General features: G+C 38.0%; 12 protein-coding genes. 10 read left to right on the top strand and 2 right to left on the bottom strand.

Annotated elements, in window-relative coordinates:
* The first annotated feature begins 150 nt into the window (after positions 1 to 150).
* The 7 genes from WJN01_RS10705 (at position 151) to WJN01_RS10675 (ending at position 10,085) form a co-directional block, all read left to right on the top strand.
* Positions 151 to 1,686: a YifB family Mg chelatase-like AAA ATPase gene (locus tag WJN01_RS10705; RefSeq protein WP_445197155.1), complete on the top strand. Its 1,536-nt coding sequence runs from the start codon at positions 151 to 153 to the stop codon at positions 1,684 to 1,686.
* Between the two features lie 316 nt (positions 1,687 to 2,002).
* Positions 2,003 to 5,215, top strand: coding sequence for a S41 family peptidase (locus WJN01_RS10700; protein ID WP_445197154.1), 3,213 nt, complete (start codon positions 2,003 to 2,005; stop codon positions 5,213 to 5,215).
* A 3-nt stretch (positions 5,216 to 5,218) separates the two neighbouring features.
* Positions 5,219 to 6,451: an Nramp family divalent metal transporter gene (locus WJN01_RS10695; RefSeq protein WP_445197476.1), complete on the top strand. Its 1,233-nt coding sequence runs from the start codon at positions 5,219 to 5,221 to the stop codon at positions 6,449 to 6,451.
* Positions 6,451 to 7,191: a 5-oxoprolinase subunit PxpA gene (pxpA, locus tag WJN01_RS10690; protein ID WP_445197153.1), complete on the top strand. Its 741-nt coding sequence runs from the start codon at positions 6,451 to 6,453 to the stop codon at positions 7,189 to 7,191. The genes WJN01_RS10695 and pxpA overlap by 1 nt, the downstream gene beginning before the upstream one ends.
* Positions 7,192 to 7,196: 5 nt before the next feature.
* Positions 7,197 to 7,928 carry a 5-oxoprolinase subunit PxpB gene (pxpB, locus tag WJN01_RS10685; RefSeq protein WP_445197152.1) on the top strand — a complete coding sequence of 244 codons (732 nt, stop codon included), beginning with the start codon at positions 7,197 to 7,199 and terminating at the stop codon, positions 7,926 to 7,928.
* Positions 7,885 to 8,778, top strand: a complete 894-nt coding sequence (locus WJN01_RS10680; RefSeq protein WP_445197151.1) for a 5-oxoprolinase subunit C family protein — start codon at positions 7,885 to 7,887, stop codon at positions 8,776 to 8,778. The genes pxpB and WJN01_RS10680 overlap by 44 nt, the downstream gene beginning before the upstream one ends.
* 356 nt (positions 8,779 to 9,134) lie before the next feature.
* A complete protein-coding gene (locus WJN01_RS10675) occupies positions 9,135 to 10,085 on the top strand; it encodes a GNAT family N-acetyltransferase (protein WP_445197150.1) in 951 nt (316 codons plus the stop codon).
* Between the two features lie 9 nt (positions 10,086 to 10,094).
* On the opposite strand, the gene deoC is transcribed toward WJN01_RS10675, so the two are convergent.
* On the bottom strand, positions 10,095 to 10,841 hold the full coding sequence (gene deoC, locus WJN01_RS10670) for a deoxyribose-phosphate aldolase (protein WP_445197149.1): 747 nt from the start codon (positions 10,839 to 10,841) through the stop codon (positions 10,095 to 10,097).
* Positions 10,842 to 11,188: 347 nt separating this feature from the next.
* Positions 11,189 to 13,795, bottom strand: coding sequence for an ATP-dependent chaperone ClpB (gene clpB, locus WJN01_RS10665; RefSeq protein ID WP_445197148.1), 2,607 nt, complete (start codon positions 13,793 to 13,795; stop codon positions 11,189 to 11,191).
* Between the two features lie 259 nt (positions 13,796 to 14,054).
* Between clpB and ytxJ the strand changes: the two genes are divergently transcribed.
* From ytxJ to WJN01_RS10650, 3 genes are all read left to right on the top strand, one after another.
* Positions 14,055 to 14,444: a bacillithiol system redox-active protein YtxJ gene (gene ytxJ, locus WJN01_RS10660; protein WP_445197147.1), complete on the top strand. Its 390-nt coding sequence runs from the start codon at positions 14,055 to 14,057 to the stop codon at positions 14,442 to 14,444.
* Between the two features lie 8 nt (positions 14,445 to 14,452).
* The gene (locus tag WJN01_RS10655) at positions 14,453 to 14,848 is read left to right on the top strand and encodes a gamma-glutamylcyclotransferase family protein (protein ID WP_445197146.1); all 396 of its coding nucleotides are present in this window, start codon (positions 14,453 to 14,455) and stop codon (positions 14,846 to 14,848) included.
* Between the two features lie 124 nt (positions 14,849 to 14,972).
* The gene (locus WJN01_RS10650; RefSeq protein ID WP_445197145.1) at positions 14,973 to 15,977 is read left to right on the top strand and encodes a sugar kinase; all 1,005 of its coding nucleotides are present in this window, start codon (positions 14,973 to 14,975) and stop codon (positions 15,975 to 15,977) included.
* The last annotated feature ends 120 nt before the right edge of the window (positions 15,978 to 16,097 follow it).

The following is a 16,097-nucleotide window of genomic DNA, read 5'->3' as shown; positions in this document are numbered from 1 at the left end:
ATTAGTTCTTTTTTCCAATTTAAACGGAGTCCCACCTTTGGCGGGACTCTTTTTTTATAGATTCATATGGGGGATGATATTGGAATCTCTTTGGTTTAATTTGGCAACGTTTCAAATACATTTCTTACATTTAAGCAGTAAAGAAAAAATATGCTTAAAAAGGTTTATGGAAGCGCCGTTTTTGGTGTGGAAGCTACGACTATAACCGTTGAGGTGAATGTAGATGGAGGTATTGGGTATCACTTGGTGGGTTTGCCAGATAATGCCATTAAGGAAAGTAACTATCGTATTGCCGCGGCACTTCAAAATAACGGTTATAAAATCCCTGGAAAAAAGATTACAATCAATATGGCACCTGCCGATTTAAGAAAAGAGGGAAGTGCGTACGACCTCACCTTGGCCATTGGCATTTTAGCTGCTTCAAAGCAAATTCAAGCTGAAAACTTAGAAAAATATTTAATCATGGGTGAGCTTTCGCTAGATGGAAGTTTACAGCCTATAAAAGGGGCGTTGCCCATCGCTGTGAAGGCTCGTCAGGAGGGTTTTAAAGGCTTTATCCTGCCTAGTATGAACGCCAAAGAAGCGGCTATTGTAAACGATTTGGAAGTTTACGGAGTAGATAACATCAAACAGGTCATTAATTATTTTGATAAGGGAGAACCACTGGAGCAAACCATCATCAACACACGTGAAGAATTTGTCAAAAGTCTTGATTTTCCCGAATTTGATTTTTCTGATGTAAAAGGGCAGGAAGGTATTAAACGCTGTATGGAAATTGCTGCTGCTGGCGGGCATAACATTATTTTGATTGGTCCTCCCGGAGCAGGTAAAACCATGTTGGCTAAACGCTTACCTAGTATTTTACCGCCCATGACCCTTCACGAAGCTTTAGAAACCACAAAAATTCATTCGGTGGTTGGTCGTGTAAAAGATACAGGTTTGATGGCACAACGGCCATTTAGAAGTCCGCACCATACCATTAGTAACGTGGCACTTGTTGGAGGCGGCAGTTTTCCACAACCAGGAGAAATATCTCTATCGCACAATGGTGTCTTGTTTTTGGATGAATTGCCCGAATTTAAGCGCGATGTTTTGGAAGTATTACGACAACCTTTGGAAGACCGCGAAGTGACCATTTCAAGGGCGAAATTCACAGTAACTTATCCGTCGTCGTTTATGTTGGTGGCGAGCATGAACCCGAGTCCCGGCGGTTATTTTAACGATCCTAATGCGCCAGTTACGTCCAGTCCTGCCGAAATGCAGCGCTATTTGAGTAAAATTTCGGGGCCTCTTTTGGACAGAATTGATATTCATATTGAAGTCACCCCTGTGCCTTTTGAAAAACTATCAGAAGACCGAAAAAGCGAGTCTTCCATTGAGATAAGAAAGCGTGTTACCGCGGCTCGGGAAATACAAACCCAGCGATTTGAAGATTCCGAGAAAGTGCATTACAATGCCCAAATGAATACCAAACAAATTAGAAAACATTGCGAGTTGGACGACACCTCAAAAGAACTTTTAAAAACAGCCATGGAGCGATTGAATTTATCGGCACGGGCATACGACCGCATTTTAAAAGTAGCTCGCACCATTGCTGATTTGGAAGGAGTTGAGGCTGTAAACGGCTCGCATATTAGTGAGGCCATTCAATATAGAAGTTTGGATAGAGAAGGTTGGTTGGGATAAATTGTCATATCTGTTAACACAGAGACATTTTTTAATATTTATGATTGATTGACTTAAAAAATACGGGTCTAAAATCTGCCATGCAGTATAATAAATTAAAAAACAATGCATAAATTTTAACCAAGTTGTAATTTCAAAAATTAAAGGTTTCAAATAATAAAATAGAATAATTAATTAGGGGTATAATGCTTTTTATGCTACTTATAATGAAATGCCTTTTATTTCATAATTAGATAGTGTTAAAAAATCTTAATTATTTAATTAGAGTCGTTTTAAGGTATATTTTAGATTTTTAAAAAAGAAAATTGCACTTAGCATGAACGTATTATCTAAATTTCTTGTATTCTTAAGTTTATCTACAACATGTTTCAGCTTTGCCCAATCACCTTTGATAAATTACCCTTCAATAAGTTCTGATGGGCAACTTGTAGCCTTTAATTTTCAAGGTGATATTTGGACGGCAAATATTGATGGTTCAAATGCAAAACGAATAACCATCCACGAAGGTTATGATACCCACCCCATTTGGAGCCATGATGGCAACTCCATTGCCTTTGAAAGCAATAGGTATGGCAACAAAGATATTTATGTGATTTCAAAAAATGGAGGTATGCCAAAGCGCATCACCTTTCATTCGGCATCAGATTATCTAACAGACTATACCAAAGATGGAACGATTATTTTTTCAACCAGAAGAAATTTTGTGCAGGTGGAACGAGAGATGGAAACCCATAGTATTAGCGAGGTCGGGGGAACTCCATTTAGACTTATGAACACTGTAGGTTTTGATGCAAAACTATCGCCCAATGGTAAATTTATTGCATTTGTAAAAGGAGAATGTAGAATTTCTCGAGAAGCGTATATTGGGCCTGCTAATAGAGATGTTTGGTTGTATGATATCGAGAATGCAAGTTATACCCAACTTACAACTTTTGAAGGCAATGATTTTTATCCACAATGGGGCGATGATGCTACCGTTTATTTTCAGTCATCAAGAGATGGTATATACAACATTTATAAGTTGAACATCGATGCCAACGGACAAAAAACAGGTAACATTTCTCCAGTTACTTCATTTAAAGATATGGGTGTTTTTTCTTTTAATGTGAGTGCAAATGGTAAAGACTTGGCCATGGTTCAAGGGGATAAATTATTTGTGTTGAACACCGTTATAAATTCACTTAAAGAGGTAAAACTAAACATTGGTTCAGATTATAGGTTCGATCCCATAGAGCATAAAACCTATTCCAATCAAGTTGAAGAAATCGCCTTGTCGCCGAACGGAAAATATACGGCTTTTGTCATTAGGGGGGAATTGTTTTTAAGGGCTACAGATAAGGATAATAAAAAAACGGTAAACCTTTCCAACTCACCATACAGGGATAGAATGCCTGTTTGGTTGAATGATAGTACTCTGGTTTTTGTTTCGGATAAAGAAGGACAAAACGATCTGTATCTTTTAAAGTCTGATGACAATAAAGAGTCAAACTTATTTAAAACACTGAAACGTAAAATAATCAGGTTGACCAATACCAAAGAAAGTGAACATGACCCCGTAATTTCACCAGATGGAAAATCGATAGCATACAAAAAGGGACGAGGAATGTTAATTGTTTCAAAAATTGATTCCAATGGTAAAATGTCCGATGAAAAAACCTTGTTAGATGGTTGGGATACGCCATCAGGTGTTTCGTGGTCTCCAGATTCCAAATGGTTGGCCTATAGTTTAAACGACTTAAATTTCAATCGTGAAATTTATATACACAAGGCTGATAATTCCAAAAAACCGGTTAACATTTCCATGCACCCCAAACAAGATGTGTACCCTTTGTGGAGTGCCGATGGAAAGAAACTAATGTTTTCGTCAAACAGAAACAATAACGACTATGATGTTTGGTTTACATGGTTAAACAAGGCCGATTGGGAAAAAACAGCTCAGGATTGGGAAGAGGAAAAAAATGCTGATAAACCCGAAAAAGAGAAAAAGGAGGATGAAAAAAAGGAAAGCGTTGTAAAAGACATTGTAATTGATTTTAACAACATTTACGAAAGACAAGTTCAGGTAACTTCCTTTGTTGGTGGCGAGTTCGGTCAGTATATTTCCAAAGACGGTAAAACCATTTACTATATAACTGGCGATGGAACTAGAGGAGATGCTACAACAGAAGCTGATTTGTTTAAGATTTCTTGGGACGGAAAAGATAAAAAGGCCATAACTACTGGTAATACAAAACCATCAAATATTGTAGCAGATAAAAAGGAGACCATTTTCATCATGAATTCTGGCTCAGGAAATTTATCAAGTGTTTCCATTTCAAATGAGAAGAATGAAGCGTTACCAATTAGTGCAAAAATGGATGTGGATTATATTGAGGAATTAAACCAAATTTTTGAGGAAGCATGGAAAGCTATAAATGATGGGTTTTACGACCCCAATTTTCATGGTCAAGATTGGACAGCTTTAAAGAAAAAATACAAGCCTTTGGCTATGAAAGCCTCTACAAGAACTGATTTTCAGAATATATTTAATTGGATGCTCGGTCAAATTAATGCCAGCCATATGGGGCTAATGTTGGGAGATTACCGCGAAGATTTACAGAAGGAGTCAACAGGTTTACTGGGTGTTGAGATAAAGCCAAATGATAATGGCACTGTTGTAGTTACCAAAGTAGTTGATGATATGCCTGCAGATAAAAGTGTGAGCAAAATAAATGTTGGTGATGTTATTTTAAATGTAAACGGGACAAAATTGACCGAAAGCCTCAATTTTTATAGCTTGTTTGAAGGTACATCAAACGAAAAAATATATTTAGAGGTAAAACGAGGTAATAACGATATTGAAATTGTTATCAGACCAAAATTAAGTAACCGTTTAGAAAACTATAATGCATGGGTTAAAGAACGTAAGCGTTTAACCGAAAAATATTCAAAAGGAAGGCTGGGCTACATACATATTCAGGGCATGAATTGGCAAAGTTTTGAAAATTTTGAACGTGAATTAACAGCCGCAGGATTGGGCAAGGACGGATTGGTGATAGATGTTAGGTTCAATGGAGGTGGTTGGACTACGGATTACTTAATGGCCGTTTTAAATGTTAAACAACATGCTTACACGGTGCCACGGGGAGCTACGAAAAATTTGGAGACTGAGCACCCCAAGTTTAAGGAGTACTACGCTAGTGATCGTTTACCACTAGCTTCTTGGACAAAACCATCCATCTCCATGTGCAACTCCAGTAGTTACTCAAATGCCGAAATATTTTCCCATGCCTATAAATCTCTGGGTCTTGGAACCTTGGTTGGCGAACCAACTTTTGGTGCTGTAATTTCAACGGGTTCTACTAAATTAATAGATGGTTCCACTATAAGAATGCCTTTTAGAGGATGGTATGTAAAAGAGACGGAATCCAATATGGAATTGGGGCCGGCCGTGCCAGATATCTTGGTCAAGAATAACCCGGATGACAAAGCCAATGGCGAAGACACCCAATTAAAAACAGCGGTTGAAACTTTATTAAAACAACTTTAGCCTCTGTTGAAAAATTGGTTTAAAAATATAGGTCCGGGTCCGTTAATTGCCGCAGCCTTTATTGGTCCTGGTACGGTTACGGTTTGTACACTTGCTGGGGTTGCGTTTGGGTTTTCCTTGCTTTGGGCCATGGTTTTGTCGGTTATCGCAACCATCGTTTTACAGGAAATGTCCGCACGGCTGGGCATTATTACCCAAAAAGGTTTGGCCGAAATCATTCGGGAAAACATTAAAAACCCAGTAGCTAAGTTTTTGGTGATAGCTTTGATGCTTTCCGCCATTGTTGTTGGTAACGCGGCTTACGAAGCTGGAAACATTACTGGAGGAGTTTTAGGTTTGGAAACTATTGTTGGTAATCCTAATATTAAATTGGGACAAGTTTCCATAAATCTCCTGAGCATAATTATCGGAATAGCGGCCTTTTTGATGCTGTACCTTGGCAATTACAAAACTCTTGAAAAAGTACTCATTGGTTTGGTAACACTTATGAGCATAGCTTTTTTTGTCACCGCTGTAATCACCAAACCAAATATTTTTGAAATTCTAAAAGGTGCTTTTGTGCCGAAATTCCCAAAGGAAAGCTTGCTCACTATCATTGCACTTATTGGTACCACCGTTGTGCCCTATAATTTGTTTTTGCACGCCTCGTTGGTTAAGGAAAAATGGAAATCGACATCCGATTTAAAATACGCCAGAAAAGACACCTTTATAGCCATAGTATTGGGTGGCATAGTGTCCATGAGTATCATTGTTTCGGCGGCTTCCATTCAGGATGGTAACATTAGAAGCGCCAATGATTTAGCCCAAGGATTGCAGCCGTTATTCGGTGATTTCTCCAAGTATTTTTTAGCCATTGGCTTATTCGCAGCGGGCATTACAAGTGCCATTACCGCACCTTTGGCAGCGGCTTTTGTAACCTGCGGTTGTTTGGGTTGGTCGGCAAACATGAAGACCAAAAAGTTTAGGGCGGTTTGGTTATTTATTTTGGTTTTGGGCATTGTGTTTTCGTCGCTGGGTATCAAACCCATTGATATTATTAAGTTTGCCCAAGTGGCCAATGGCATTTTGTTGCCCATAATTGCAGGGGTTTTAATTTGGATTGTCAACAAAGAATCTGTTTTAGGGACACATAGAAACACAACAAGACTGAATATTTTTGGGTTTTTAATCCTTTTAATTAGTATCTTACTATCTCTGGCAACACACAATAAAGTGTTTGGCTTAAATCTAGTTTAGTGGAACATCAAATCATTGATATTAATGTAGATATGGGTGAAGGACTTGGAAATGAAGCCCAATTGATGCCCTATATTTCTTCATGTAATATTGCCTGTGGCGGCCATGCTGGAGATTACAACACGATGAAAACTGTGGTAAAATTGGCCAAGCAACACCGTGTAAAAATTGGGGCACATCCATCCTTTCCAGATAAAGAAAATTTCGGAAGGAAAATCATGAACATGCCCTGCGTGGAGTTGTTTACATCTCTTAAAAACCAAATCAAGGATTTAATTGCCGTGCTTGATGAAGAACATCTACAACTTCACCATGTTAAGCCTCACGGGGCTTTATACAATCTTGCAGCAGTTGATGAACGAACTGCAAAAGTGATTATAGAGGTGATGAAAGCTTTGATGTTACCTTCTGAACTTTATGTGCCTTATAATTCGGTGATGGCACGTTTGGCCGTTGAGAATAACATCCCCGTTTTTTACGAAGCCTTTGCCGATAGGAACTATAATGATAACCTTACCTTGGTAGCACGAACAGATAAAAATGCCCTTATTGAGGATGAAGATACCATGTTCGAACATGTTTATAATGCGGTGGTCACTCAAAAAATCAAAACCATTTCGGGGAAAATGGTGCCTTTAAGGGCCAATACGTTTTGTATTCATGGCGATAACCCAAATGCAGTTCCATTGGTTAAAGATTTGGTAAATAAATTGCAAGCCAAGGGCATTAGAATTAGGTAGATTGTATGGCGTATCAACTCTCTTTTAAGCCCTACGGTGAGCACGCCATTTTAGTCGAATGGCCAAAGTTGATTTCAGAAGATATTTTAAAGGACGTACTGCGTTTTAAAACTAATATTGAGTATTCAGATGTAGCTAATGTCAGCGAAGTTAGGTCGGCATACAATTCACTTTTGCTTGTCTATAGCCATTTTAAAAGAGGCTTTCAGGATGAAGTTGACTTACTGAAAAAAATCTATAATTCTAATACCATTTCTTCAGCTTCCAAACCAAAATTATGGAAAATCCCTGTTTGTTATGATTCTCATTTCGGTATTGATTTGGAAGCTATTTCAGAAACAAAAAAACTGTCAGTAATTGATATTATTAAATTTCATTCCGAAGCCATTTACACAGTTTACTTTATTGGTTTTTTGCCCGGATTTTTATATTTGGGCGGTTTGGATGACCGCATAATGATGCCCAGAAAATCAACGCCACGGTTAAAAATAGAACAAGGTACTGTGGCCATTGGGGGCAACCAAACAGGAGTCTATCCGAGTGCCAGTCCGGGTGGTTGGAATATCATTGGCAATTCGCCCATAAACTTTTTTAATATAAATAAAGAAGAACCTTGTTTTGCAAAAGCAGGCGACCAAATACAGTTTTATCCCATTACCTTAAAGGAACATACAGACATTAAAACTTTGGTTGATGCTCAGGTTTACCAATTGGAAAGCGAGGTGGTTGATGGTTAAGGTTTTAAATCCGGGTTTGTATTCGACGGTTCAAGATATGGGGCGTTTTGGCTATCAGGAATATGGCGTGCCGTATTCTGGGGTTATGGACCGCTATGCAGCCAAAATAGTGAACGCTTTGTTGAGCAATGACGAAAACGCTGCCGTTATTGAAATGACCATGAAGGGCGCAACCTTGCAATTTGAATGTGATGCCTTTATTTGTATATCAGGAGCCTTAATGAACCCAAAGTTGAATGACCTTCCCGTAAAAAACAATAAAATTATAGCCGTAAAAAGCGGTGATATTTTATCTTTCGGGAAATTGGAACTTGGCTTTCGTTGCTATTTGGGGGTTTCTGGCGGATTTAATACGGAAATGGTGATGCAGAGCAAAAGTATGTTTGCTAATATTACTTCATCGCATATTTTAAGAAAAGGGGATATGTTGCACATAGAACGCGTAGCTATAAAGAATAGTTCGAAGCACGCCAGCGTCAGAATAAATAAATCCTATTTGAACACCCAAACAATTGAAGCGTTTATGGGTCCTGAATTTTATTTGCTTTCCGAAGAACAACAAAATCAATTACTGACCTCCCAATTCACCATTTCAAAAGAAAATAATAGGATGGCTTATCAGCTGGAAGAAACTATTGAAAACGACATTGAGCCCATTATTACCTCACCCGTTATTCCTGGAACAGTGCAATTAACGCCATCGGGAAAATTGATTGTTTTAATGCGCGATTGCCAAACTACAGGTGGGTATCCTCGTATTCTCCAGTTAAAGGAATCTGCCATAGATGTTTTATCTCAAAAATTCACTGGAAAGGAACTTTGTTTTGATTTGGAAGAGCAGATTTTTTAATTGCTTTTTATCGTTGTAGTTGTTTGATAAACCGAAAATCATGGTGATTCTTACTTTGTTTTATATATTTAAACAAACAGCTTGTTTTTAGTGCTCCAAGGTATTTAAGTTAAGACCAAATTTCAGCAAATTTGATTTAAATGAGAGTTTTGCATATCAATTTTTATCCCACGTTGTTTGCTAAACAATCAATGTTGCCGTCTTTCATAAGTTCCATAAATTATGATAAAAATGAGGGTTTTGTTTTTCTGCCCTCAACAAAAAATGGCAAAGCAGACAAACAAGTTATTTACTCTTTGCGATTAATTCCAGATTATATTGATTTAAATATTGAAAAAAATTGGTTTGCCAAAAATGTGACTCATGAAAATCTTAGTTATGCAATTAATTTAAAAGGATTTGATTCCATCGACTCCTATGTGAGAAATAGATTTGGTAAAAACGCCCGTCATATTTTCAAGAAAAGAAAGCGTTTAGAACTATGCTTAAATATTAGTTGCAAAAAGTACGTTGGGGTAATAGGTGAAGGGGAATACGCGGTTTTAATGTCTGCATTAAAAATAATGTTGATAGTGCGTTTTAAACAGCGAAATGATATTAATGAAGTTCTGACTTCTTGGGAAGAATTAACAAATAACCTTATACATGACATACGTTCTAATAAGGCTTCATTATTTGTTATTTATGATAGTAATGAGCCTATTCAAATATCAATTCAATACCATTTTGGTAAAATTATGCGAGCGGCTATAAATGGTTATGATATAGTTTATGAAAAGTTTTCATTAGGAAGTATGGCGCTATATGAGCAAGCAAAATGGTGTTTAGAAAATGGTTATGAGATTTTAGATCAAGGTTATGGCTATTTAGATCATAAACGCATGTGGAGTAATTATATTTACCATTATAAACATCAAGTTTGTTTTTCAAAACAATTCAAGTCGGTAATAGTTGGTAATTTGGTGTATTTAAAATTTTTGGTTAAGGAATATTTGAAATCTAAAGGAATTAAAGAATATTGGGAAGAATTAAAAAATAGAATTAACAAGAAAGGCAGGGAAACTGAATCTCGAAATATTGACCATTCTTTTAATATTATTAATCAGAATTTTGATTTTAAAGGTGTTTTAAAAGAAATGGACTTTAATTCATCTAAAGGTTTGAAAAAAATAACAAACGATTTTCTCTATGCAACGGTTGAGCATATAGATGATGTTAAGATGTTTCAAGTTTTAAATGAGAAAAACACTTATTTCTTGAAAGGGAAACAGCATGCACAAAAATTCCTTTTTGTAGAATACAGTTGATAATCTGTTTTAACTGTCTTTGGTAAGCCTTTCGGAATTTGATTTTTCTGGTTTTCCAGAATTTCCAACATTTTCAATGTAGTGCTCAAATATTCTGGTGTTTCTGATGCTACGATTGTCTTCAGGAGATTTTATGGCAGCAGAAGTTCCAATTCTATCGGCACCGGCATCAATGTACTTTATCGCTGTGTCAAAATCCCGGATACCACCAGAAGCTTTAATTTTCGCTCTGTTTTTCACGGTTTTTTTCATGATTTTAACCGCTGTCAGTGTGGCGCCGCTTTTAGAGAATCCAGTGGAGGTTTTTACAAAATCTGCCTTGGCATCCAAACAGATTTCACAGGCTTTGATGATTTCGTTCTTATTTAATTCCGAAACCTCAAGAATTACTTTTAAAGGTGTTTTTCCAATGGCTAATTTTACGTCACTTATGTCCTTTAAAACGGCCACGTAGTTTTTGCTCTTCAAAAAACTTAGGTTGATAACCATGTCTATTTCATCAGCACCATCTTCAATAGCTTTTTCTGCTTCATAAACTTTTGATGCTGTTGCCATATTGCCCAGAGGAAAACCAACTACCGAGCACACCTTTACTTTGCTGTCTTCCAATAACTGACTTGCCAATGCCACATAGCAACCGTTTACGCATACACTGTAAAAATTGTTTTCCTTGGCGGTATTGCATAATTCTATAATGTCCCGACTGGTTGCCGTGGGTTTTAATAAAGTGTAGTCAATGTAATTAGATACAGTCATTGTTTTAAGTAGGTTTTAATGTATTTTGTTAAAAAGAATAACAAAAAATGTTTGGTTTTGGTTGGTTTTATAGCAGGTTTTGGGGGTAACCTAACTACTAATTTATATAATTTAAACTATAGTTTTCTGTAATTTTTTGGTTTTTAGACCAACGGTAAATTACCTACGTATTTAACAGATTTTTTCTGTAAATATTTTACGATTTAAAAATCTTTTTATAAAGGTACAAATAAAAAGGAAAAGCAACACGCATCCAAAAGAACGGATTTGTGTTGCTTTTCAACTAACCAACCAAACTAATAGACTGTTTTGCAACCTAATTTGTTACAAAAAACAGCTATTATAATTTAAATTTCTTCTTTTACTAATTCTCCTTGGTTTCTAAACACCAGTTTGTCATCAAAGGCATCAAGTAAAATAATGCTGTCTGTGGTCACTTTTCCTGCTAAAATCTCTTTACTCAAAGCGTTTAAGACTTCTTTTTGTATGATGCGTTTAACAGGTCTGGCACCATATTCAGGATTGTATCCTTTTTCCGCCAAGTAGGCTATTGCTTCTGGGGTAGCGTCAAAGGTAATACCTTGTTTGGCAATCATTTTAGTTACATGTTTAAGCTGTAAGCCAACAATGTCAATGATGTTCTCCTTGCTTAAAGGTGTGAACATAATGGTATCGTCAATACGGTTTAAAAACTCAGGTCTTACAGACTTTTTCAACAATCCTAAAACGTCAACTTTAGCCGCTTCAATGGCTGAATCGATATCCTTGGTATTATCAAAATGTTGTTGTATCAATTCACTTCCCATGTTGGACGTCATGATGATGATGGTGTTTTTAAAATCTGCCACACGACCTTTGTTGTCCGTTAAATGTCCTTCATCCAACACTTGCAACAAAATGTTGAAGGTATCTGGGTGCGCCTTTTCAATTTCATCCAAAAGCACTACAGAATAAGGTTTTCTTCGCACGGCCTCTGTTAACTGTCCGCCCTCGTCATAACCAATATATCCTGGAGGCGCACCAACCAATCGGCTCACCGCATGGCGTTCTTGGTACTCGCTCATGTCTATTCTGGTCATGGCATTTTCATCATCAAATAAATACTCGGCCAATGCTTTTGCCAACTCTGTTTTACCAACCCCTGTTGTACCAAGGAACAAAAATGTTCCAATAGGTTTTTTAGGGTTTTGTAAACCAGCGCGACTTCTTCTTACGGCGTCACTAACGGCCTCAATGGCTTCATCTTGACCAACTACACGTTTGTGCAATTCATCTTCTAATTTAAGCAGTTTTTCGCGCTCACTTTGAAGCATTTTGGTAACAGGAATACCCGTCCATTTGGCAACCACCTCGGCAATATCGTCATAGGTTACTTCCTCTTTGATTAAGGATGATTCGCCTTGTTCCTGCAGTTGCTTTTGGTATTTTTCCAGTTGCTCTTGGGCTTCTTTTATTTTGCCATAGCGCAATTCCGCCACTTTACCGTAATCACCTTCGCGTTCTGCTTTTTCAGCTTCCAATTTATAGTTTTCAATATCCTGTTTCGCGTTTTGGATGTTGTCTACAACTTCTTTTTCACTTTTCCATTTGGCATTAATTTCGTTGCGTTGTTCCTTAAGATTTGCTAATTCAGAACTCAAGCTCTTCAATTTGGCCTCGTCTTTTTCACGCTTAATAGCTTCAATTTCAATCTCAAGCTGCATGATTTTTCTATCCAAAACATCGAGTTCCTCGGGTTTGGAATTGATTTCCATGCGCATTTTTGATGCCGCTTCATCCATCAAGTCAATAGCCTTATCGGGCAAAAACCTATTGGTGATGTAGCGTTGCGATAATTCCACAGCGCCAATAATGGCATCATCTTTTATGCGTACTTTATGGTGGGTTTCGTATTTCTCCTTGATACCGCGCAATATGGAAATGGCGCTTTCGGTATCGGGTTCGTTGACGGTTACCTTTTGGAAACGACGTTCTAAAGCTTTGTCCTTTTCAAAATACTTTTGGTACTCATCCAAAGTGGTGGCACCAATAGCACGTAATTCACCACGGGCTAGGGCAGGTTTTAAAATATTGGCCGCATCCATTGCACCTTGTCCGCCACCAGCACCCACAAGGGTGTGGATTTCGTCAATAAACAGCACGATATCACCATTGCTACTGGTTACTTCCTTAATTACGGCTTTTAGGCGTTCCTCAAACTCACCTTTGTATTTGGCACCGGCTATTAAGGCCCCCATGTCCAAGGCAAAAATTTGCTTGTCCTTAAGATTTTCAGGAACGTCGCCATCAATAATTCTATGCGCTAAACCTTCGGCAATAGCCGTTTTACCTGTGCCCGGTTCACCAACCAAAATAGGGTTGTTTTTGGTTCTTCGTGAAAGGATTTGAAGAATACGTCTAATTTCTTCATCACGACCAATTACAGGATCCAACTTGCCATCTTTGGCCAATTGGTTTAGGTTTTTGGCGTATTTATTTAACGCATTATAAGTTTCTTCCTGACTTTGGGATGTTACACGGTCACCTTGTCTAAGCTCTGCAATGGCTGCGGATAAGGTTTTTTCGGTAACGCCTTGGTCTTTCAGCATTTGGGCAATTTTACTGTTCGATTTAAAAACAGCCAAAATTAAATGCTCGATAGACACATAATCATCCTTCATTTTTTTTGCAATGATAGCAGCCTCGTTAAGTGTTTTTCCGGCTTCGCGGGATAGCATGAGTTCGCCACCCGAAACTTTAGAAAAGCTTTCAAGCTGTTTATCCAATGCTTGTTGCAGTATAGAAACGTTTACATTCAACTTTTTCAAAAGGAATGGTAGCACGTTTTCATCAACCTCAAAAATGCCCTTGAAAATATGTTCATTTTCAATTTGTTGATGACCGAAGCCCTGAGCAATTTGTTGCGCTTGCTGTATAGCTTCCTGCGATTTAATGGTATAATTGTTCAAGTTCATGTTATATTATTTTTTCAATTCTTTTTACAAGAAAGGGTGTTGTTTTTTTATTTTTACACCTTGTATAGGTCAATTATCTTACCAAGGTAGTTTACGAGACAAAATGTCCGCCGAAGTGTTATTTTTAGTGACTTTTTGTCGGTTTGTAAGCTTTGGGATTTATGTCGACTTAGGAGATGAAAATGGATTCCCACCTTCGCGGGAATGACAAATTAATGATTCCTCAAAACGTATTTTGAGGAGAAAGATTTTAAATTATATGGGATTATTAAATAAGATCTTCGGAAGTTCAACCGAAACAACTGAAGAAAAACAATTGTCTTGGATAAGCTTAACCGAATTGCAACAATTAGAAGAGATTAAAACCAAATCGGAAACCAAAACACAGTTCATTTTTAAACACTCTACCCGTTGTGGGATTAGCCGAATGGTGAAAAACCAATTTGAAAAAGACTTTGATTTTGATGAAAATCAGGCTGATTTGTATTATTTGGATTTGATTGCCTATCGTGATATTTCAAACGCCATTGCCGAAACCTTTCAGGTGGTGCACGAATCGCCACAGCTTTTGGTGGTTAAAAACGGAACGGTGGTAGCACACGCTAGCCACGGCGCTGTTAACGATTTAGATTTACAGCGATTTGCATAACACCTAAAATGAAACCTGAATATCTTTTTGTTTACGGTACACTTTTAAAAGACTCCAATCACGAGATGGCCAAGTTCTTGGAAGCCCATTCCGAATGTGTGGGCAGTGGCTATTTTTATGGCAAACTTTATAAAGTGTCTTGGTATCCAGGGGCTGTGTTGGGCAACGACCCGTCACAAAAAGTATTCGGAAAGGTTTTCAAAATAAAAGAAGCCGATTCCGTTTTTAAAGTGTTGGACGAATACGAGGGCGTAGGCCCAAACCAACCCAAACCCAATTTGTATAAAAAGGAATTGGTCACCGCCTTTTTGGAAGACGGAACGAACCTAAAAACTTGGGTTTATCTTTATAATTTAAGTACTTCAGGCTTGGCGCAAATTACTTCTGGGAAATTCTTGGGTTAAATTTACTTGAAGAATTCCTTTAACTTTATTTCCTTCTAATAGAACTTTAAGGGAGATACTCTTGTGAGGTAACTAATTTATGGATATCTTCAAACAGCTAAAATAACTTTAACTAAACGATATAATGGCTAAAAAACTAGTAACATTTGGCGAAGTCATGATGCGCTTATCACCACCGGGCTATTCAAAATTTTCACAAGCAACCTCTTTCGACCTTGTTTATGGAGGCGGGGAGGCCAATGTGGCCATTTCTTGTGGCTATTTGGGCATGAAGGCGTCCCACGTCACCCGTTTTCCGGATAACGCCCTTGGAAAAGCCGCCACCCAATTTTTGCGTATGCATTGGCTGAGTACCGACCACGTGGTATATGGCGATAACATGATGGGGAAATATTTTCTGGAAAAAGGCGCCGTACATCGATCCAGTGAAGTTATTTATGAACGGGAAGGGTCTGCCTTCTCCTTAATACAGCCCCATATGGTTGACTGGGAAGAAGTGCTAACAGGGGCAGATTGGTTTCATTTTACAGGCATTACGCCGGCCATTTCAGAAGGAGCGGCCATGTGTTGTTTGGACGCTGTTAAAACCGCCAACAAAATGGGCATAACGGTTTCGGGCGATATTAACTCGCGCAAAAACATGTGGAAATATGGCAAAACCATGCAAGAGGTTATGCCAGAATTAACGAAGCATTGCGATATTGTATTTTCAAGTAATCGCGGCATTTATGAAATGTTTGGACTTGGGGAATTAGGCGGCGGATTTCAAGCCTCGGCCAAAGAACTTATGGATGCTTTTCCACGCATTGCGAAAGTTGTGGGGAAAACGAGAACATCCATTAGTGCGTCCCATCAGCAAATTACCGGTAAAATGTGGAACGGGCAAGAATACATCAAAACCGAAACGTTGGACATTAGCCATGTTATAGACCGCGTTGGTACTGGCGATGCTTATGCTTCTGGCCTCATATATGGCCTATTGCATTATGAGGATGATTTGCATGCCCTGAATTTTGCAACGGCGGCTTGTGCACTAAAACATACCGTTCCTGGAGACGTCAATATGGTTTCTTTGGATAATGTGATTAGTTTAATGGAAGGCGACACTTCCGGAAAAATAAAACGGTAGGTTTTAGGTGGCTTTGAAAAATCAATAATAATCTTTTCGAGCATTTTGTCATTTCGAATGTAGTGAGAAATCTCATTATAAAGATATAATGATGGGATTCCTCCGCGTACCTTGTTCGGA

Origin of the sequence: Tamlana sedimenti (assembly GCF_038148895.1) — a bacterium.
Classification (GTDB): domain Bacteria; phylum Bacteroidota; class Bacteroidia; order Flavobacteriales; family Flavobacteriaceae; genus Tamlana.
Note: the sequence above shows the minus strand (reverse complement) of the source record. Positions and strands in the feature narration are given on the sequence as shown.

Bases quoted from the DNA above. Each gene is read 5' to 3' on its own strand.
- ytxJ (WP_445197147.1), top strand. From the start codon at position 14,055: ATGGGATTATTAAATAAGATCTTCGGAAGTTCAACCGAAACAACTGAA.
- WJN01_RS10700 (WP_445197154.1), top strand. From the start codon at position 2,003: ATGAACGTATTATCTAAATTTCTTGTATTCTTAAGTTTATCTACAACA.
- WJN01_RS10655 (WP_445197146.1), top strand. From the start codon at position 14,453: ATGAAACCTGAATATCTTTTTGTTTACGGTACACTTTTAAAAGACTCC.
- pxpB (WP_445197152.1), top strand. From the start codon at position 7,197: ATGGCGTATCAACTCTCTTTTAAGCCCTACGGTGAGCACGCCATTTTA.
- deoC (WP_445197149.1), bottom strand. From the start codon at position 10,841: ATGACTGTATCTAATTACATTGACTACACTTTATTAAAACCCACGGCA.
- WJN01_RS10650 (WP_445197145.1), top strand. From the start codon at position 14,973: ATGGCTAAAAAACTAGTAACATTTGGCGAAGTCATGATGCGCTTATCA.
- WJN01_RS10705 (WP_445197155.1), top strand. From the start codon at position 151: ATGCTTAAAAAGGTTTATGGAAGCGCCGTTTTTGGTGTGGAAGCTACG.
- clpB (WP_445197148.1), bottom strand. From the start codon at position 13,795: ATGAACTTGAACAATTATACCATTAAATCGCAGGAAGCTATACAGCAA.
- WJN01_RS10680 (WP_445197151.1), top strand. From the start codon at position 7,885: ATGCTCAGGTTTACCAATTGGAAAGCGAGGTGGTTGATGGTTAAGGTT.